Below are 19519 nucleotides of genomic sequence, written 5' to 3' on the forward strand. Positions count from 1 at the left end.
AATGAGATACCCAGCAGCGGCGGAGGCCTTTGATCGATTATTGTGCATCATGGATGATTTGCGGGAGAAATGCCCGTGGGATAAGAAGCAAACGATGGAAACCTTGCGTCATTTGACGATCGAGGAGACTTATGAGTTGGCTGATGCCATACTCTCCAAAGACATGGCTGAAATTCGCAAAGAGATCGGCGATGTGATGTTGCATTTGGTGTTTTACAGCAAGATTGGGTCGGAGACAGGTGATTTCGATGTGACATCGGTTTTGCATGGCATTTGTGAGAAGTTGATTTCGCGGCATCCGCATATTTATGGAGATGTGGTGGCTGAGACGGAGGAGCAGGTGAAGGCCAACTGGGAAGCCTTGAAGCTCAAAGAGGGAAATAAGTCGGTCTTATCAGGCGTGCCCAATTCCTTGCCGGCTTTGGTGAAGGCGATGCGGATTCAGGAGAAGGCGCGGGGAGCGGGCTTTGATTGGGAGGAAAAGGAGCAGGTTTGGGAGAAGGTGGAAGAGGAGCTGGGAGAGTTTAAGGAAACCTTTGTGGGCAAAGAATTAACGGAGGTTCAAAAAGAGGAGGCGGAAGGGGAACTGGGTGATTTGATTTTCAGTTTGGTGAATTTTGCGCGCTTTATTGATATTAATCCAGATCAGGCAGTTGAGCGGACAAATCGGAAATTTATTTATCGTTTTCAGCATTTAGAGCGTCGTGCGGCCGAAATGGGCAAGAATTTGCAGGATATGACGCTGGCTGAGATGGATGTACTTTGGAATGAAGCGAAGGTGACGCTGCCAGGGTCATGACCCTGGCAGCGTCTACCGCCGAACGCAAATAAAAGTCGATTATTGCACAGAAAACTGATAAACTGTTTTCGAGGTATAGGTTTCTCCAGGGCGTAAAACCGTCGACGGGAAGTTGGGTTTGTTTGGAGAATCTGGGTAATGCTGTGTTTCTAGGCAGAAGCCTGTACGTTTGTTGTAAACGGCACCATATTTACCAATCAAATGTCCATCTAGATTATTTCCTGTATAAAATTGTACACCTGGCTCTGTGGTGAACACTTCCATAACTCTACCTGAAGAAGGATCTTCCACGCGTGCGATTTTTCCGAAGGCACCAGGAGCTTTATCAAAAGCATAGCAATGGTCATATCCACCTCCAAATGTAATTTGCTCATCAGCAGCATTAATGTCCAAGCCGATTTTTTTAGCGGATGTAAAATCGAATGGCCCACCTTTTACGGATTTAATTTCGCCCGTTGGGATAAGAACCTTGTCAATTGGTATAAAAAACGGCGCATTCAATTGTATTTTGTGATCCAATACATCGCGTTTCACATTTCCTGAAAGGTTGAAATACGAGTGATTGCAAATATTCAGAACCGTTGCCTGATCTGTTTTTGCTACGTAATCCATGGACAAGGCATTATTATCGCCCAACGTATAAGTTACTTGAACTTCGAGGTTACCAGGAAAACCTTCCTCGCCATCTACGGATAAATAGCTTAGGGTAATGCTGCCATCTTTTTTGGCAACTGTTTTCCATACTTTTTTATCGAAACCTTTTAAGCCACCGTGCAGATGTTGGCCATTATTTTGAGCTGCAAGCGTATACGTTTTTCCATCTAGGCTAAATTTTCCGGCAGCAATTCGGTTGCCGTATCGTCCTACAACCGCGCCGAAATATGGAGAATCTTTGATATAGTCATCCACCTTGTCGAAACCTAATACGACGTCTTCCATGACCTTGTTTTTATCAGGTACGATAATTTTGGTAATGATGGCACCGTAATTCATGATTTGGACCTCCATTCCCTTGGTGTTTTTCAGGGTGTAGAGTGTCACGTCTTCATTAGAGGGAGTTTTTCCTAAAGGTTTTTCGCTAATTAACATGCTGGTTATAAGAGGTTTAGTTTGTGCCATGCCCATAAAAAAGGTGCAAGCAAAAATGGCTGTCGCGAGCCTGGAAACTGATTTTTTCATGGCAAATAGGTTATTGAACATCCAATTTAAAGAATTTGCTTGAAAATAAAATTATTCTCCCTATCTTTGCACCCCAATTTAAAAATTGTTTTACACTTAATTTCAGCACGTTAGCCCAGCGTGTTGATGTATCTAGGGCAAGCAAATATGTCAAAAGTTAAAAAAGATTTCGACTGGGATTTAGTTGAAGGAAAAGGATTCGGTGGTAATTATACTGCTGATCAAAAAGCACAAATGGAGGCAGCTATTGAGGCTACTCTTAACTCGGTAACTGAGAAGGAAGTTGTGAAGGGGGTTGTTGTGAGCAAGACAGACCGTGAAGTAATCGTAAACATTGGATTCAAATCTGATGGTTTAGTATCTGCATCTGAATTCCGCGATATGCCGGATTTGAAAGCTGGAGATGAAGTTGAAGTTTACATTGAGAATCAAGAAGATGCAAACGGCCAATTGATTTTATCTCGCAAGTTAGCGAAGGTAATGGGCGCTTGGACGAACATTGAGAAAGCTTTGGAAGAAGATACAATCATCAATGGTTTCGTAAAACGTCGTACAAAAGGTGGTTTGATTGTGGATATTTTTGGAATCGAGGCATTCTTGCCAGGATCTCAAATTGATGTGAAGCCAATCCGTGATTTCGATATTTTTGTTGGCAAAAATATGGAAGTTAAGGTGGTTAAGATCAACCATACAAATGACAACGTAGTTGTTTCTCACAAAGTATTGATCGAGAAAGATCTTGAGGCACAACGTCAATTGATCTTGAACAACTTAGACAAAGGTCAAGTATTAGAAGGTGTGATCAAAAACATGACTAATTTCGGTGTGTTCATCGACTTAGGTGGTGTGGATGGTTTATTGCACATTACAGATATCTCGTGGGGACGTATCAACCACCCACAAGAGGTGTTGAAATTAGATCAAAAAATCCAAGTAGTTGTTTTAGACTTTGATGAGAACAAGAAACGTATCTCATTAGGTATGAAGCAATTGCAAGCACATCCTTGGGAAGCATTAGCTGCTGAGGTTGAGGTTGGATCAAAAGTAAAAGGTAAAATCGTTAACGTTGCGGATTACGGTGCTTTCTTAGAAGTATTGCCAGGCGTTGAAGGTTTGATCCACGTTTCTGAGATGTCATGGTCTCAGCACTTGCGTAACCCACAAGATTTCTTGAAAGTTGGCGATGAAATGGAAGCAGTTGTGTTGACATTAGATCGTTCTGAGCGCAAGATGTCTTTAGGTATCAAGCAATTGACTGAAGATCCTTGGAACAAGACAGATTTATTGTCTAAATATGCTGTTGGAACGAAGCACAAAGGAACTGTTCGCAACTTAACTAACTTTGGTTTATTCCTTGAGTTAGAAGAGGGAATCGATGGTTTGGTTCACGTTTCCGACTTGTCATGGACAAAGAAAATCAAGCACCCATCTGAATTCGTGAAAGTAGGCGATTCATTGGATGTTATCGTGATTGAGTTAGACGCGGATAACCGTCGTTTGGCATTAGGTCACAAGCAATTAGAAGAGAATCCTTGGGATACATTTGAAAGTGTGTTCACAGTAGGTTCAATACATAAAGCAACTGTTATTTCGAAAAATGACAAAATGGCTACTTTGGAATTACCTTACGGTATCGAAGGTTTAGCTGCTTTGAAACAATTGACGAAAGCAGATGAGTCAGTAGCTGAAGCGGGTGAGGCATTGGATTTCGTTGTAACGGAATTCCACAAAGAAGATCGTAAGATTATTCTTTCGCACACACGTACATTCTCAGGTGCGCCAGTTGAAGAAGTAAAAGTAGAGAAGAAAAAAGCAACAAAATCTACAGAGAAGACGGCTACAGTTACAGCTGAGAAGTCGACAATGGGAGATATCGGAGCTTTATCTGCTTTGAAAGAGCAAATGGAAGGTGCTGAGCGTGAGCAAGCGATCAAAAAATTAGAGAAGAAATCTAAGAAAGCAGAATAATATTTGTTTTAAGTTTTGATCAAAAGGGGATTCGGAAACGAATCCCCTTTTTTTGTGCTATCCTGACCGAAGCACACAGATTTGTAAAATATCAAGAAAAGAATTGCTTATTTCGAGGTATTTTGACAACTTAGGGGCTTGACTGTGAATGGAAAAAGAGTCCAGCCACGTCCAATCAAACTAAATCATTTAAATTATGGGAAATAATTCACGGAGAGACTTTCTTAAAAAAGCTGGATTAGCTGCAGGAAGCTTTTACATTGTACCGCGGCATGTATTGGGAAAGGGTTTTACGGCTCCTTCCGACAAATTAAACATCATGGGTATTGGTGCTGGTGGAAAAGGCCAGAGTGATATCATGAATTCATTCAATAAAGGCAAAGAGAACATCGTTGCCCTTGTCGATGTAGATGATCGTCGCGCTGTTCAGTCGCGTAAAGATTTTCCCAAAGCGAACTATTACCGGGATTTCCGTAAAGCTTTGGAAGCTGAAGGAGATAATGTAGATGCGGTGATTGTATCAACTCCCGACCATACACATACAACGATTGCCATGGAAGCCATGCGTCGCAAAAAACACGTGTATGTTCAAAAGCCATTGACGCATGACATTTATGAGGCGCGTATGATGACTGAAAAGGCACGTGAGATGAAAGTGGTGACTCAAATGGGTAACCAAGGATCTTCAGGTGATGGCGTTCGTCAAATGGTTGAATGGTTTGATGGTGGAGTAATTGGTAAAGTATCTGAAGTATTGGTTTGGACGAATCGTCCAGTTTGGCCACAAGGAATTTCGTATCCAGCTGCGGGACATCCCGTACCGGCTGAATTGGATTGGGATTTATGGTTAGGACCCTCAAAATATCGTGAATTTAATCCAGCCTTCGTTCCGTTCAAATGGAGAGGCTGGTGGGATTATGGTACAGGTGCTTTAGGTGACATGGGTTGCCACTTATTAGATCCTCCATTCAAAGTATTGGGTATCCGTGATGCCTTAAACGTAGAATGTTCAGTAGGTTCTGTATTCTTAAATGACTGGGTTCCGGAGTGGATTCCAGAAGGATGCCCTCCATCATCGATGGTAACCTTGAATTATGGACCATCTGCAAAGAATAAATCGAATGTAAAATTAACTTGGTTTGATGGTGGTCTCCGTGCTCCACATCCTGCAGGTATCCCAGCGACTGAAATCATCGGAGATCCAGATGGAACGAATGGTGTAATCTTGATTGGTACAAAAGGTATCATGACTTGTGGAACTTATGGTATGTATCCGAAAGTGTTCAAAGACGGCAAGCGTGTAGACGAATCGGAGCTTCCAAAGCCAAAATTAGCGCGCGTCGAAGGCGGTGCTGGTGGCCACAATACGCAATGGGTAGAGGCTTGTAAAGCAGGTTACGGAAATATGGAAGTAAGTTCTCCTTTCGATTATGCAGGTCCATTTACGGAATCTGTATTGATGGGTAACTTAGCTATCCGTTCGTACATGTTGCGTGAAGGCGAAGGCCGGAATGCGAAGTACATTGGCCGCCAACAACTCGAGTGGGATGCGGCGAATATGCGCATTACCAATTTCGAAGCAGCGAATCAATTCGTGAAGCGCGAATACCGTGCGGGCTGGACCATGTAATAAGTTATTACTTGATTAATTGAAAAGACGGGGGTTCTCTCCCGTCTTTTTTTTATTTTTGTGAAAAGATTTATTATGCTCCCTACGTTTCAATCATCCCTTCAGGCCGCTCATGTTTTCACGCAAGTGAACGCTTTTATCCAACAGGAGGGATATGAAATTGCTTCATATGATTTTGACCGTCCATGGGGAGGTTTTTTTGTGTTACAAGAAGATCAAGCAGCCAAGTTTGCCAAGCAGTTTTTCCCATCCGTTGATTTTGATTCCATTCAAATTACCCAAAAGCTGAGTCCCAAGTTTTTAGTAGTTGCCCCTAATAAGCGCTTATCCTGGCAGTACCATTTCCGCCGTGCTGAATTATGGTCGGTGACCTCCGGCCCCGTAGGCGTTGCGATTTCCGAAACCGACGAACAATCGCTACCTAATACTTATTTAGTTAATGACATCATCACATTGCCGATCGGTACACGTCACCGCTTGGTGGGTTTAGATCAATGGGGCATAGTGGCAGAAATCTGGCAACATACGGATGTTGCAAATCCTTCCGACGAATCCGATATCGTCAGATTACAAGACGACTTTGGCCGTTCGTCGTAATTTTCCGCCACTCATCTAAAAATAGTACAAGAAAACTTTGTAGTCTTCGAAAGTTTCCATAGTTTTGCTTCCCGATTAATCAAGGGGTTGAGCAAATGAAATCGCGTATTCTAGAAAAAGGAACTGAATTATTTTTTCGTTACGGTGTGAAAACGGTGACGATGGATGCCATTGCATCAGATTTGGGCATTTCGAAAAAAACGATTTATCAACATTTCCCAGATAAAGACTCCATGGTTTTTGAAGTCGTTCAGGTCTTCATTGAAAAAGATCTAGTGAAGTGGAAGGAACTTGATCGATTGTATTCCAATGTGATCGAGAAGATGTTTAAGTCGTTCGAAATGACGAAGGATTTATTGTTAACCATGAATCCGCGTTTACTTTTCGAAATACAAAAATACTTCCCGAAGGCCTTCCAACTATTTAAAGCGCATGGAGAAAATTGTATCCATGAAAATCTCATAGCAGATTTTAAGAAAGGTGCCCAATTTGGCTATTTCCGAAATGATATCGATTTTGAATTACTTGCGCGCTTGCGCATGGCAGAAGTTGATCTCGCTTTCAACCTTGATTTTTACCCGAGCAACAAACTTTCCTTATACGAAACACAAATGGCTCTGATGGATATCTTCCTACGAGGCATTTTAACGGAAAAAGGATTAACACTTTATACATCTTACCAAAACAATTTAAAATCATGATCCGCCTAAGAAAAATTTATGCCGGTCTATTTTTACTTTGCTCCGTGTCAGCAAATGCGCAATCTTTCAGCCTAAAAGACGCTGTAGATTATGCCATTGTACATCACGTTCAAGTGAAAAATAGCCAGATCGACTTGCAAAATGCAGGTGCGAAAATCAATGAAATCAAGGCAATGGGCCTGCCGCAGGTGAATGCTTCGCTGGCATTAACGAACAACGTAATCATGCAACGTATGTTTATCCCCGCAAAAATCTTTAATCCAGCTGCTGCGGAAGGAGAGTTAATCGCTGCTAAATTCGGTGTGGAAAATTCAGGTTTTTCTAGCGTAGGAATTAACCAGCTCGTCTTTGACGGAAGTTATTTATTAGGCTTGAAAGCATCTCAAGTGTATAAGGACCTTTCCATAAAAACCTTAACGCAAAGCAAACAACAAGTAGCAGAAAATGTAACCAAAGCATATTATGGTATTTTGGTGAACGAAAAACGCTTATCGATTTTGCAAGCGAACGTGGGCCGTTTGGATACCTTGTTGAAAGAATCCAAAGCCCTTAATGCGCAAGGTTTTGTTGAGAAAATTGATGTGCAACGTTTAGAAGTTCAAGCGAACAATTTGCGTACGGAATTGGAAAACGTCTATCGTTTGCAAGAGTTGAGCTATTCCTTATTGAAGTTCCAAATGGGATATCCGATGGAAACGCCGATTCGTTTAGCTGAAACCTTGGAGCAAATCGAATTGAGCCATCGCTTATTGGAAGATCAAGATTTGCCTTTCAACTACGGTAATCGCATCGAATACTCGATTCTAAAAACACAAGAAAATTTGGCAGAGCTAGATTTGAAAAGCATCAAGGCTGGTTATCTTCCGCGGGTTTTGTTGGCTGGTAATTATGGATACAATGCTGGGGCAAATGCGCTTGGCGATTTGTTCAGCAAACAATGGTTCGATAATGCAGCGATCACCTTGTCGATTCAAATCCCAATTTTCGACGGATTTTCGAAGAAATACAAGGCTTTACAATCAGCAAACAATCTTCAAAAAGTTCGTCAAAGCTATGATTTGTTGAAATCGTCGATCGATTTACAACGTAGTCAATCCATCATTTCTTTGAAGAATGCTTTAGAATCATTGAAAGAACAAAAAGCAAATCTTGACTTGGCCAACGAAATTTCCCGCGTAACGCGTGTGAAATACACACAAGGGGTAGGTTCGAATTTGGAAGTTCTGAATGCTGAAACTTCCATCAAGGAATCTCAAGGAAATTACTTTACCGCACTTTACAATGCCTTAATCGCCAAAGTAGAGCTAGCAAAATCTAACGGAACATTATACTCAGAATAATACGAACATGAAAAAATTAACTATCCTCCTAAGCTCCATTGTCTTATTTGCGGCATGCAATAAGTCGGCAGATAAGAAAACAGAATTGGCCAACTTAAAAGCAGAGGCCAAAGAAATTAATGCGAAAATCGCTTCCTTGGAAAAGGAATTAGGCGCAGGTAAAGAATCTGCATCATCGAAAGTAATTGCGGTTACGGTTACTCCCATCGCACCTGTTGCCTTCAAACATTTTGTTGAAGCTCAAGGAAATGTAGTTGCAGAAAATACCGTTTTGGTTAGCCCACAAACAGGCGGAATGATTGTTTCGTTGCCAGTGGTAGCGGGCCAACAAGTTTCTAAAGGACAATTGATTGCGACCTTGGATAACAGCATCTTGAAGGAATCCATGGAAGAGGTGAAACACCAATTGGAATTAGCGAAGACCTTGTTTGAAAAGCAAAAGACGCTTTGGGACCAACAAATTGGTACCGAGGTTCAATACTTAAGCGCGAAATCGAATAAGGAATCTTTGGAGAAGCGTTTGGTTACGTTACGTGCTCAATTAGGCTTGTCACGTGTGGTGGCGCCTATCTCAGGAACGATTGAAATCGTGCGTCAAAAAGCAGGTGAAATGGCAGCTCCAGGGATGCCAATTGTGCAAATTGTCAACTTAGGTAACTTGAAAATCGCTGCGAAAATTGCAGATGCTTACGTAGGTTCTGTGAAACAAGGTGATCCAATCAACATCAAATTTCCAGATATCAATAAGGAAATTACTGCACGTATTTCTTTGGTTTCTAAAATGGTGAACCCATTGACGCGTACGTTTGATATCGAGGCGCGCATTCCAAACGCAGGTGGTGATTTGAAACCGAATCAATTAGCTGTCATCAACATCAATGATTTGTCTAAGGCAAATGCCTTGGTTTTGGATGAAAACATCATTCAAAAAACAGAAAAAGGTAATTTGGTCTATGTGGCTGTTGAAGAAAATGGCAAAAAAGTGGCTAAGGCACGTGTCGTAACAATCGGTTTGACATACAACGGACAAGCAGAAATTGCTACAGGTTTACAAGCTGGTGATCAAGTTATCACACAAGGCTACCAAGATTTAGTTGACGGACAAGCAATTTCATTCTAAGTCAAGCATGGAAAAGAATTTAAAGAACGAGCAACTGCCCGAGGGGAAAGGCTTGATTTATAACATGGTCGGCTGGTTAGGCCAAAACCGTACCACTGTTTACATTTTTACGTTTATCATTTTCGTAGCAGGTTTGGGTATTTATTCGCGCCTTCCGAAAGAGCAGTTTCCGGATATCGTTGTTCCGCAAATGGTTATTCAAACGGTTTATGCGGGAACGACTCCGGCGGATATTGAGAATACGATCAACAAACCGATCGAAAAGCAATTGAAGTCGATTTCAGGCATTAAAAGTGTCAAATCGAATGCATTGCAAGATATCTCAGTAATCATTGTTGAATTCAATACGGACGTTTCTGTTCCCGTTGCCAAACAACGTGTGCAAGATGCCGTGGACAAAGCAAGTAATGACTTACCAAAAGATCTAACGCGTGATCCTGCTGTGGCCGAGGTGAACTTCTCGGAGTTCCCGATCATGAACATCAACATCGCTGGGGATTATCCATTAGATAAGTTGAAGAAATACGCAGAAGATTTACAAGACGAGATAGAGGGTATGCCTGAAATCACGCGTGTGGATATCGTAGGTGCTTTGAAACGTGAAATTCAGGTGAACTTGGATCTGTACAAGATGCAGAGTTATGGCTTGACTTTTTATGACATCCAACAAGCTGTTCAGGGTGAAAACGTGAACATTTCAGGAGGTGATTTAGACGTGAATGGCGTTCGTCGTTCGTTACGTGTGGTAGGAGAGTTTAAGTCGGTGGATCAATTGGCCAACTTGATGGTCGGTTCTTCGACGGGAGCTCGCGTACGTTTGAAAGATGTGGCGGATGTGCGTGATGGATTTGAGGAGAAGCAAGATTTTGCGCGTTTGGATAACAAATCGGTTATTACCTTGAACGTGATTAAGCGTAGTGGCGCGAATCTAATTAACGCGGCGGACCGCATTGAAAAGACGATTGAAGAATATCGCGAGAGTCGTTTTCCTGCGGGTTTAGTTGTTTCCGTGACAGCTGACCAGTCGGAGCGTACGCGTGGTGACCTTGCGGATTTGATTAACACGGTAATCCTTGGATTTATTTTCGTGGTGGTAGTATTGATGTTCTTTATGGGTGTGCGTGATGCGGCATTTGTAGGTCTTTCAGTGCCTTTGTCTGCCTTATTGACTTTCTTGTTCATGCCAGGTTTGGACTTTACGTTGAATACCATAGTATTGTTTGCGTTCTTGTTGGGCTTAGGAATTGTGGTGGATGATGCGATTGTGGTGATTGAAAATGCCCACCGTTTGTTCAATAATTTCAAAAAATTATCGATCACGGAAGCAGTTAAATTGGCGGCATCTGAAGTATTTGTTCCAGTTTTAACGGGAACATTGACAACGATTTCTCCTTTCTTGCCTTTGTTATTCTGGCCGGGTATCGTGGGTGAATTCATGAAATTCTTGCCGATTACCTTGATCATTACCTTGTTTGCGTCCTTGTTTGTGGCATACGTGATGAATCCGGTGTTTGCAGTTTCGTTTATGAAACGTCATGATGAGGAGGTGAACGATGTGAAAGAACCTAAGTTTGCGGATATCCGTCGGACTGTGTTTATTCTTTTGAGCTTAACTATCTTCGGATATGTGATAGGCTTTGGTTTAGGACATTTTGGATTCGGAAACTTTGGCCTTTTGGCCTTGGTATTGTACGTTTTCAATCACTTTATTGTGACGCCAAAATGGGTTGTTCCTTTCCAAGAGGAAACCTTACCAGCATTTAAAAATGCATACCGTCGGGTTATTTCGTGGGTATTGGAGGGTCGCCGGGCTGTTTATGCTACTATTGCTGCCTTTGGATTATTGGTTGCGACGATCGTATTGATGGGTATTGTGAAGCCGAAGGTTATTTTCTTCCCAGCGTCAGATCCGGATTACATTTATATCTATTCAAAAATGCCGATTGGGACGGATTCCAAAGTGACGGATTCTGTTACAAAGATTGTTGAGCAACGCGTTTTTGCTTTCATCAAAAAGGAAAATGCGGGTAAGGCTGTGAACTCGGTGATTTCAAACGTAGGTAAAAATGCGGGAGATCCGATGCAACCTGATCGCGGTGCGACACCACATAAGAGTAAGGTGACGATTGCATTTGCTCCGAAACAAGAGCGTGGAGAAATCTCTTCAGGCGACATGTTGGAAAAGATTCAAAAAGAGTTCTTTGAAAAACCTATCCCAAGTGTGGAAATGGCGATTGAGCGGGAGGCTAAAGGGCCGCCAACGGGTAAGCCGATTTCTATTGAGATTGCGGGCGATGATTTTGTTGTTCTTCAGGAATTAGAGCAAAAGGTTCGGAAGATTATTCAGAAGTCGGGCATTGAAGGAATTCAAGAATTGAAGTCGGATTTGGTGACGAATAAGCCAGAAATTATCATTGATGTAAATCGTGAGAAGGCGAGTCGGGAAGGAATTTCATCCGCACAAGTTGCGATGGCTGTTCGTACGGGATTATTCGGTGCTGAGATTTCGAAGTTCCGCGATATCAAGGATGAATATCCAATTCAATTGCGATTGAAAGGGGATTCTCGTAATCAAATCGAGAAATTATTGTCGATGAACATTACCTACCGTGACATGAATATGGGGGGAGCCTTGCGTCAAGTGCCTTTGAATGCGATTGCGGATATTCGTTATGCGACTTCATTTAGTCAGATTAATCGCAAGAATCAGGAGCGTGTAGTTACCTTGGGATCCGATGTGGTTCAGGGTTATAATGCGAATGAGATTGTGGGTGAATTGGAGCAATTGTTTGAGACGATTGATATGCCGCAGGGCTACAAAATCCGTATGGGTGGCGAGCAGGAGCAGCAGAAAGAATCAGGTGAATTCTTGGGAATGGCCTTTATGGCTGCCTTGGTGTTGATCTATTTGATTTTAGCGACGCAGTTTAACTCGGCGGTGAAACCATTCATTATTTTCGCGACGATTTTGTTATCCTTGATTGGTGTGTTCTTAGGCTTTATGGCCTTTGGAATGACATTCTCGGTGATTATGTCCGGAGTGGGTATCATTGCCTTGGCAGGTATCGTGGTGAAAAACGGTATTTTGTTGATCGAGTTCATTGAGGAGCTACGTTTCAAACGTGGTTATGAATTGAAAGAAGCGATCATTGAAGGTGGTGGAATTCGTTTGACGCCGGTATTGTTGACCGCTTCGGCTGCGGTATTAGGTTTGATTCCATTGGCAGTAGGCTTGAGCATTGACTTCGTCTCGATGTTTACGGAGCTGAATCCACATATTTTCTTTGGATCGGAATCTGCGGATTTCTGGGGGATTTTGGCTTGGACGATCATTTTTGGATTGACGTTCTCGACGGTCTTGACCCTGGTGATTGTGCCTTGTATGTATTACATCTCGGAGCGCATTAAGCAGAAGTTTTTTCCAAAACGTGTTTATTAATTTGGTGGTTCAAAATGTAAAAACCCTCGAACAATGTTCGGGGGTTTTTTGTTTCAAGGCCTTAATTCTTGGAGGCATTTACAGCAAAATAGATGATCATTCCCCAACATGGTAGGAACAAGACGAGTAGGATCCAATTAATTTTTTGAACATAGGAAAAGGTACTCGTTTGCAAAATCTGCCTGATAGCCCGCGCGACGATGAAGAAATATAAGAAAATTATTGCCCCAACAATTATTCTAAATAATTGAGCGGATTCGGGTGAAATTAGATTCATGATTAGCTAGCTATATTGCATTTGAAGGTTGAAATCGTAACACATCCTAAGGATTCAAAGAAACAAGAATTACTAGTGCCAAGTAATGTACATTCATATTTTTTTATTTCATCAACAGAACCACCTCTAGCCGAGAGCTCATCATCAATAGATTGCTCCCTTGTAAATCCCCAACCAATCGTAAATGAATAGATTGATTTACCAATTGGGGATTCATTCTCACTACGTATGCTTGAACCATTTACAAGGTATGGATTAGATACGCGAAATTCATCATAGTAGTTTAATAAAATTATTGCCACCAAACGCTGCCGACTTGTCATGTCTAACTTCTTTTGAAGGTTAAATGAAACATTATTTAATTTCATAATGAATGAGTTTGTTGCATTATCTACTGAAAGACTTGCAGTTACTCCCCAATCCTTGAAATAGGTATTAAGAGTATAACTTAGTGCAGTTATTTTTTTAAAAACTATTTTTGAATTATTTAAGTTGATAATCTCTCCGTTTATGATGTTGTTTTTCCCCCCAACGACCAATGTCATTTCATCAGGCTGGCTTTGTCGACTTTTCGTATATTTATTAACTCCTAATAAATAACTAATCTTAGAGATATCGGTTTTTACAGAGTCAAAAGAGACTTCTTCTGATTTGATTTCTATTCCTAACATCAGAGGATTCTAAAGCATTTTTGTTAACACATCCTTGATTGAATATTAATCCAATAATTAATGAAAAAAAGATGATTGTTTTGTGTGTAGTTAGGTATGTTTTCATGATAAATAAATAATAATTTCCCTACTCTTGATTGGTTTTTCGGGGGCCTCCATTACTTGTTTTTTTAGGTTAGGTTATGATTTGAATGGAAAGCTAACATTAAAGAGGTTGATTTGTTATTCTATTTTCGACTAATTAAAAAAAGATTGTATTTCAACGAATGAAAACTTAATTTACCCCCTCAAAATCAACAACATGAAAAAACTTCTCCTCTTATTCGTATTGCCTTTTTTAGGACAGGCACAAGATAGAACCTATGGAAAATTATGGGCAACCCGTTCGCAAGTTATCGCCCAAAATGGCATGGCGGCAACCTCACACCCATTGTCGACGCAAGCTGCCTTAGATGTCTTGAAAGCTGGTGGTAACGCCATCGATGCGGCTATTGCGGCGAATGCCATGGAAGGTGTTGTGGAACCCCATGTGAATGGAATCGGAGGCGATTTATTTGCCATCGTTTGGGATGCCAAATCCAAGAAACTATATGGCTTAAATGGTTCTGGCCGTTCACCGAAATCCCTGACTTTAGCCGAATTTAAAAAGCGCGGATTAACGCATATTCCTTCTTTGGGACCCCTTCCTGTTTCTGTTCCCGGTGCTGTGGATGCTTGGTTTGAATTACATAAAAAATTCGGGTCGATGCCCATGAACAAGGTGCTAAATGCGGCCGTTTCCTATGCGCGCAATGGCTTCCCGGTTCACGGTGAATTTGCCTCTGCCTTAGCACGCGTCGAAGCGAATTATGGTAAATTTCCGAACGTAGCCCAGCACTATTACCCTACTGGGAAAGTGCCTGTCGAAGGAGATATTTTTAAGAATCCGAACCTTGCGAATACACTCGAGAAGATTGGTCGGGAAGGTCGTGATGCATTTTACAAAGGCGACATGGCGCGGACGATGGATGCATTCATGAAGAAAAATGGCGGTTTTTTGAGCTATGAGGATTTAGCAACGCATACGTCTACATGGATTGATCCGGTGTCGGTGAATTACCGTGGCTACGACGTGTGGGAATTGCCACCCAATGGTCAAGGCATTGCCGCATTACAGATGTTGAATATCTTGGAAGGCTATGATTTTTCCAAAATCAAGGTTGGTTCCGCGGAGCATGTCCACTTATTTACTGAGGCCAAAAAACTGGTTTTCGAAGATCGTGCGAAATATTATGCAGATCCAGAATTTGCCAAAATTCCGGTAAAGAGTCTTATCTCAGAAGAATATGCGGCTGAGCGTCGGAAATTGATCAATCCGAATCGCGCATCCAAACATTTCGATGCGGGTAACCCAGCTTTGAAAGATGGCGATACGATTTATTTGACGGTGGCAGATAAGGATGGAAATATGGTTTCGTTGATTCAAAGTAATTACCGGGGTTTTGGTTCGGGGATGATGCCAGACGGTTTGGGATTTATGTTCCAGGATCGCGGGGAATTATATAGTTTGACGGAAGGGGAGAACAATACTTATGCGCCAGGGAAACGTCCATTCCATACGATTATTCCAGCTTTTATGACGAAAGACGGTCAGCCGATTATGAGTTTTGGGGTGATGGGTGGAGCATTCCAACCGATGGGACATGTGCAAATTGTGATGAATGTGGTGGATTTTGGGATGAATGTGCAAGAGGCAGGAGATTTTCCGCGGATTAATCATGAGGGTTCTTCAGAACCTACGGGGGAAAAGATGGAGCCAACCGGCGGTATGATTTCCTTGGAATATGGTTACCCTTACGAAGTGATTCGTGAATTGCTTCAAAAAGGCCACCAAGTGGGTTATTTAAATGGTATTTACGGAGGCTATCAGTGTATCAAATGGGATCCTATTCGCAAGGTGTATTTCGGCGCGACGGAATCGCGTAAAGATGGACAAGCTGCCGGTTACTAACCTCTCCCCCTTACCTTTGGCAATCCTCCAAGGTTTGCCAAAGGTAGTGGTGAAAAACGACAAAAATGACAAGTAAACTGATATTCAAAAAGGTATTCACCGGACATGCTTGGTTGGAAAATCAAGCCATATTAATCGAAGACGGGCGGATCAAATCACTCGAACGAGTGGCCGACGGAGTAGCCGATGGATTCTTGGTTCCGGGCTTCATCGACTTACAAGTCTATGGAGGTGGAGGAATTCTTTTTTCGAATCATCAGACGGAAGAGGCGATTCAAGCCACCTTCGATGAGCATGCGAAAACCGGTACAATCGCTTTTCAGATTACCCTAAATTGTTCTCCTAAAAGTAGCATGTGGGCTGCCATCGATGCTTGTCAAAATTATAAAGGAAAAGGACTAGTTGGCCTACATCTCGAAGGACCCTTTTTTAATCCGGTAAAACGCGGCGCTCATCAAGAGGAATATGTGCAAGAACCCACCATAGATTTTGTGAAAGAAATCATTGAACGCACGAACGGTCTTCCCACCTACATGACGATTGCTCCAGAAATGTTTGAACCGGAGGTGTTGGATTTATTGAAAAACAGCCACATTATGTGTTCCATGGGACATTCGGATGCGACGTTTGAGCAAGCTCAAAAAGCCGGCATTTCACGCATCACACATTTGTTTAATGCGATGTCGCAATGGCAAAGTCGGGCTTTAGGCTTGGTAGGAGCAAGTTTTCGTTCGGATGCTTGGACAAGTATCATTGCCGATGGACTGCATTGTGACTTTGAGTCTTTACGTTTAGCCAAACAACTCAAAGGCGAAAAGCTCTTTTTAATTACGGACGCCGTTACTCATGACGAGTCGGGGCCCTATGTTTTTTCCAAAAATGGCGCACGTTTCACGAATGAGGCCGGTGTCCTCTCCGGTTCCGCGCTAACCATGGACGAGGCCATCCGAAATTGTGTTAATAAAGCAGGGATTTCCACCGAGGAGGCCATTCGCATGGCAACGGTATATCCCGCGGAAGTGGCGAATTTGCATGATTTAGGGACAATTGAGGTCGGGAAGCGCGCTTGTTTTGTGTATTTATCAGACGATTTGCAGGTGAAGCAAGTTTGGTATGATGGAGAAGCTTTGATAAATTAGTGTATGATTCATTTCCCTTCCAAACAGCCGCAGGTTCAAACAACGATTTTTACCAAAATGTCTCAACTCGCCTTGGAGGAAGGGGCGCTGAATCTTTCGCAAGGTTTTCCGGGTTTCGACTGTTCCGAAGAGCTGCAAGAGTTGCTCAAATTTTACTCCAAAGGATTTAATCAATATGCTCCCATGGCGGGTGTTCCGGCCTTGCGAAATAGCATAGCCGAGAAAACGAGGGCTTTTTACGGAATTGACCTGGATGCAAATTCCGAAGTAACCGTCGTTTCCGGTGCGACAGAGGCTCTTTTTGCCGCGGTTCATTGCTGTGTTTCACCGGGAGATGAGGTGATTATGTTCGATCCTTCTTATGATGCTTATGATCCCATCGTGCGTTTGGCGGGTGGTGTTCCGGTGCATATTCAATTAAAAGCAAGCAAAGGTTTTCGAATCGATTGGGCTGAATTAGCTCGCAAAATTACGCCCCAAACGCGCGCGATCATGGTGAATACGCCGCATAATCCGACAGGATCTGTTTGGTCTATGGAAGATTTAGAAGCTTTTGCAGACATCGTGAAAGGAACGAATATGTTGATTATTTCCGATGAGGTGTATGAACATATTGTATTTGATGGTGCCCAACATGCCTCCGTTTTATTGCATCCTGAGTTGCGCAAACGTAGTTTTGTCTGTGGCTCTTTCGGAAAAACGTACCACATTACGGGTTGGAAAATAGGCTATTGCCTAGCGCCCGAATATTTGACAAGTGAGTTTCGAAAGCTCCATCAATGGGTCACTTTTTCAAGTGCGACACCACTGCAATATGCCTTAGCTGATTACCTGAAAACCCCAGAACATTATCTAGGTTTATCCGATTTTTACCAAAAAAAGCGGGACCTATTCGCTTCGTTTTTTGCAGGTTCTCGCTGGAAGGTTTTGCCTTCACAGGGTAGCTTTTTTCAATGTTTGGATTATTCGGCGATTAGTGATGAGGCGGATGTAGATTTGGCGGTCCGACTGACCCAAGAACTCAAGGTAGCCTCCATTCCTGTTTCTGTCTTTTATGAAACGCCTCCAGCGGATCGTATTTTGCGTTTTTGTTTCGCGAAAAACGATGACATGCTTCAAGAAGCCGCCCAAAGACTCGCGAATTTATAGGTACTTCAAGGCGATCGCCTCCCCAATTTGCGTCAAGTATTGCGCCGCATTTTCCATAGCATCTGTTGGACTCGTGGCAACATCTGTAATGCTGTAAACCTCCCGTGGATCCAAAAATAAAGGTATTTTTTCCGGGTCCTCAAACAGCCCACAGACTAATATAGATTGCTTTAATTGCTTGTCGGCACGTTCCACGATGTTGGATACTAATTTCCCCGACCAGCTTTGTTGGTCGATTTTTCCTTCTCCTGTGATGATAAAGTCGGCCTTGCGAATAGCGCGGTTGATGTGAATCTTGTTCAATAACCATTCCGCACCTGGCTCCAGCGTTGCGCCTAAAAAATAGACAGCTCCAGCTCCTATTCCCCCAGCAGCTCCCGCACCTGGCATGTCGGCAGGAAGCCATTTGCTTACATTAATTAGACCCTTGTCTAATTGTTTAATCATCGTGGCGTTTGCTCCTTTTTGTTTGGCATAAACCTGTGCGGCTCCTTGAGATCCATGTAAGGGATTGGAAACATCACTCAAGACAATGAACTGAATATGGGGATAGGGGGTTGATCCCTTGATTTCTGTGATATTTTCAAGTGTTGAACCAATGGGTTCAAGCGCGGCACCCGAGGCGTCTAAAAAAGAATAACCTAAGGCTGCCGCCATCCCGATTCCCGCATCATTGGTTGCGGATCCTCCTATGGTTAACACAATACTCGTCGCACCGGCTTCCGCCGCATGACGAATTAATTCTCCCGTCCCGAACGTACTTGTTTTTAAGGGATTCTGCTCTTTTTTCAGCAATAAGCCTAAGCCGGAGGCACGCGCCATTTCGATGTAGGCTGTTTTTTGGTCGGCCAACCATAAATAAGATGCCTCGATAGGCCGAAAGAGTGGATCATTGACCTGAACGGAAATCCATTGTCCCCCATGCATTTGTTGGACTACCTCCAAGGTTCCCTCCCCGCCATCAGCCAAAGGAATAGATTGAATACTGGATTTTTTCCGTTTATTAAGGATACCTTTGGCAAGCGCTTCGGCTGCTTCATGGGCACTTAAAGATCCTTTGAATTTGTCGGGGCAGATTAATATGTTCACTTGTGCAAGTTAGGGACATTTCTTTAATTTGTATTGCTAACCCCCAGCCATGAAGTACCTACTTTTTATCCTCATTACTTTTTTGATTTCCGCTTGTACGCACCAGCCTGATTTGACAGGTTTTGACGCGGAAGCGTTTAAAATGGATAGAGGCGGCTGCAATGGCCAACGTGCTAAGCAAGTGGCCTGGTTAAAAGCGCATAAGATGGAATTGCGTGGGACAACGTCAAATAACATGGAGGATATTCTCGGCAAACCTGATATCCAGCAATTAGCCGATCGGAATCAAGAATATTACATTTATTTCCTAGAGCTAGGCCCTCATTGTAATCAAAAAACTTCTCAAGCCAAATCGATCGCCTTTCGTTTTAGTGCAATGGGCATCGCGACTGAAATCACATTTCAAGCTGGCGTACCTCTATAAAAAAAGC

Annotated in this window: 15 protein-coding genes; 12 read left to right on the forward strand and 3 right to left on the reverse strand. The window is 42.6% G+C overall.

Features of this window, described 5'->3' with window-relative positions; genetic code table 11:
* Position 1: 1 nt before the first annotated feature.
* Positions 2 to 799: a nucleoside triphosphate pyrophosphohydrolase gene (gene mazG / locus SKC38_RS01585; protein ID WP_377974509.1), complete on the forward strand. Its 798-nt coding sequence runs from the start codon at positions 2 to 4 to the stop codon at positions 797 to 799.
* Positions 800 to 838: 39 nt separating this feature from the next.
* Here mazG and SKC38_RS01590 read toward each other — a convergent pair whose 3' ends face one another.
* The gene (locus SKC38_RS01590; protein WP_377974511.1) at positions 839 to 1978 is read right to left on the reverse strand and encodes an aldose epimerase family protein; all 1140 of its coding nucleotides are present in this window, start codon (positions 1976 to 1978) and stop codon (positions 839 to 841) included.
* Between the two features lie 147 nt (positions 1979 to 2125).
* Here SKC38_RS01590 and rpsA point away from each other — a divergent pair, with 147 nt between their 5' ends.
* From rpsA to SKC38_RS01625, 7 genes are all read left to right on the forward strand, one after another.
* Entirely contained in the window at positions 2126 to 3946 is a 1821-nt protein-coding gene (gene rpsA / locus SKC38_RS01595; protein ID WP_377974513.1) for a 30S ribosomal protein S1, read from the forward strand.
* Between the two features lie 196 nt (positions 3947 to 4142).
* Positions 4143 to 5576, forward strand: a complete 1434-nt coding sequence (locus SKC38_RS01600; protein ID WP_377974515.1) for a Gfo/Idh/MocA family protein — start codon at positions 4143 to 4145, stop codon at positions 5574 to 5576.
* Positions 5577 to 5651: 75 nt separating this feature from the next.
* Positions 5652 to 6173, forward strand: coding sequence for a cupin domain-containing protein (locus SKC38_RS01605; protein ID WP_377974865.1), 522 nt, complete (start codon positions 5652 to 5654; stop codon positions 6171 to 6173).
* 95 nt (positions 6174 to 6268) lie between these two features.
* Positions 6269 to 6874, forward strand: coding sequence for a TetR/AcrR family transcriptional regulator (locus SKC38_RS01610; protein WP_377974517.1), 606 nt, complete (start codon positions 6269 to 6271; stop codon positions 6872 to 6874).
* Positions 6871 to 8214, forward strand: a complete 1344-nt coding sequence (locus SKC38_RS01615) for a TolC family protein (protein ID WP_377974518.1) — start codon at positions 6871 to 6873, stop codon at positions 8212 to 8214. Before SKC38_RS01610 ends, SKC38_RS01615 begins: the two co-directional genes overlap by 4 nt.
* 7 nt (positions 8215 to 8221) lie before the next feature.
* Positions 8222 to 9334 carry an efflux RND transporter periplasmic adaptor subunit gene (locus tag SKC38_RS01620; protein ID WP_377974520.1) on the forward strand — a complete coding sequence of 371 codons (1113 nt, stop codon included), beginning with the start codon at positions 8222 to 8224 and terminating at the stop codon, positions 9332 to 9334.
* Positions 9335 to 9398: 64 nt separating this feature from the next.
* Complete coding sequence (locus tag SKC38_RS01625) at positions 9399 to 12773, forward strand: efflux RND transporter permease subunit (RefSeq protein ID WP_377974866.1); 3375 nt, start codon at positions 9399 to 9401, stop codon at positions 12771 to 12773.
* Between the two features lie 279 nt (positions 12774 to 13052).
* On the opposite strand, the gene SKC38_RS01630 is transcribed toward SKC38_RS01625, so the two are convergent.
* Complete coding sequence (locus SKC38_RS01630; protein WP_377974522.1) at positions 13053 to 13721, reverse strand: hypothetical protein; 669 nt, start codon at positions 13719 to 13721, stop codon at positions 13053 to 13055.
* 301 nt (positions 13722 to 14022) lie between these two features.
* On the opposite strand from SKC38_RS01630, the gene ggt reads away from it, so the two are divergent.
* The 3 genes from ggt to SKC38_RS01645 all read left to right on the forward strand — a co-directional run bounded on the left by ggt (position 14023) and on the right by SKC38_RS01645 (position 17999).
* Positions 14023 to 15711: a gamma-glutamyltransferase gene (gene ggt / locus SKC38_RS01635; protein ID WP_377974523.1), complete on the forward strand. Its 1689-nt coding sequence runs from the start codon at positions 14023 to 14025 to the stop codon at positions 15709 to 15711.
* Between the two features lie 65 nt (positions 15712 to 15776).
* Positions 15777 to 16850 (forward strand): N-acetylglucosamine-6-phosphate deacetylase, encoded by a 1074-nt coding sequence (gene nagA, locus SKC38_RS01640; RefSeq protein WP_377974525.1) that lies wholly within the window; start codon positions 15777 to 15779, stop codon positions 16848 to 16850.
* A gap of 3 nt (positions 16851 to 16853) precedes the next feature.
* Positions 16854 to 17999, forward strand: a complete 1146-nt coding sequence (locus SKC38_RS01645) for a methionine aminotransferase (RefSeq protein WP_377974527.1) — start codon at positions 16854 to 16856, stop codon at positions 17997 to 17999.
* Here the strand turns inward: SKC38_RS01645 and SKC38_RS01650 are convergent.
* On the reverse strand, positions 17994 to 19088 hold the full coding sequence (locus SKC38_RS01650; RefSeq protein WP_377974529.1) for a glycerate kinase: 1095 nt from the start codon (positions 19086 to 19088) through the stop codon (positions 17994 to 17996). The genes SKC38_RS01645 and SKC38_RS01650 overlap by 6 nt on opposite strands.
* 49 nt (positions 19089 to 19137) lie before the next feature.
* On the opposite strand from SKC38_RS01650, the gene SKC38_RS01655 reads away from it, so the two are divergent.
* Positions 19138 to 19512, forward strand: a complete 375-nt coding sequence (locus tag SKC38_RS01655; protein WP_377974530.1) for a hypothetical protein — start codon at positions 19138 to 19140, stop codon at positions 19510 to 19512.
* Positions 19513 to 19519: the final 7 nt, after the last annotated feature.

The sequence above is a fragment of the Aquirufa echingensis genome (assembly GCF_042714525.1).
Lineage (GTDB): Bacteria > Bacteroidota > Bacteroidia > Cytophagales > Spirosomataceae > Aquirufa > Aquirufa echingensis.

What these genes read in the sequence shown, in the direction of transcription:
- SKC38_RS01625 (WP_377974866.1), top strand. Translation starts at nt 9,399, where the DNA reads ATGGTCGGCTGGTTAGGCCAAAACCGTACCACTGTTTACATTTTTACG.
- SKC38_RS01590 (WP_377974511.1), bottom strand. Translation starts at nt 1,978, where the DNA reads ATGAAAAAATCAGTTTCCAGGCTCGCGACAGCCATTTTTGCTTGCACC.
- SKC38_RS01630 (WP_377974522.1), bottom strand. Translation starts at nt 13,721, where the DNA reads ATGTTAGGAATAGAAATCAAATCAGAAGAAGTCTCTTTTGACTCTGTA.
- SKC38_RS01605 (WP_377974865.1), top strand. Translation starts at nt 5,652, where the DNA reads ATGCTCCCTACGTTTCAATCATCCCTTCAGGCCGCTCATGTTTTCACG.
- SKC38_RS01615 (WP_377974518.1), top strand. Translation starts at nt 6,871, where the DNA reads ATGATCCGCCTAAGAAAAATTTATGCCGGTCTATTTTTACTTTGCTCC.
- SKC38_RS01610 (WP_377974517.1), top strand. Translation starts at nt 6,269, where the DNA reads ATGAAATCGCGTATTCTAGAAAAAGGAACTGAATTATTTTTTCGTTAC.
- nagA (WP_377974525.1), top strand. Translation starts at nt 15,777, where the DNA reads ATGACAAGTAAACTGATATTCAAAAAGGTATTCACCGGACATGCTTGG.
- mazG (WP_377974509.1), top strand. Translation starts at nt 2, where the DNA reads ATGAGATACCCAGCAGCGGCGGAGGCCTTTGATCGATTATTGTGCATC.
- ggt (WP_377974523.1), top strand. Translation starts at nt 14,023, where the DNA reads ATGAAAAAACTTCTCCTCTTATTCGTATTGCCTTTTTTAGGACAGGCA.
- SKC38_RS01645 (WP_377974527.1), top strand. Translation starts at nt 16,854, where the DNA reads ATGATTCATTTCCCTTCCAAACAGCCGCAGGTTCAAACAACGATTTTT.
- SKC38_RS01600 (WP_377974515.1), top strand. Translation starts at nt 4,143, where the DNA reads ATGGGAAATAATTCACGGAGAGACTTTCTTAAAAAAGCTGGATTAGCT.
- SKC38_RS01655 (WP_377974530.1), top strand. Translation starts at nt 19,138, where the DNA reads ATGAAGTACCTACTTTTTATCCTCATTACTTTTTTGATTTCCGCTTGT.
- rpsA (WP_377974513.1), top strand. Translation starts at nt 2,126, where the DNA reads ATGTCAAAAGTTAAAAAAGATTTCGACTGGGATTTAGTTGAAGGAAAA.
- SKC38_RS01620 (WP_377974520.1), top strand. Translation starts at nt 8,222, where the DNA reads ATGAAAAAATTAACTATCCTCCTAAGCTCCATTGTCTTATTTGCGGCA.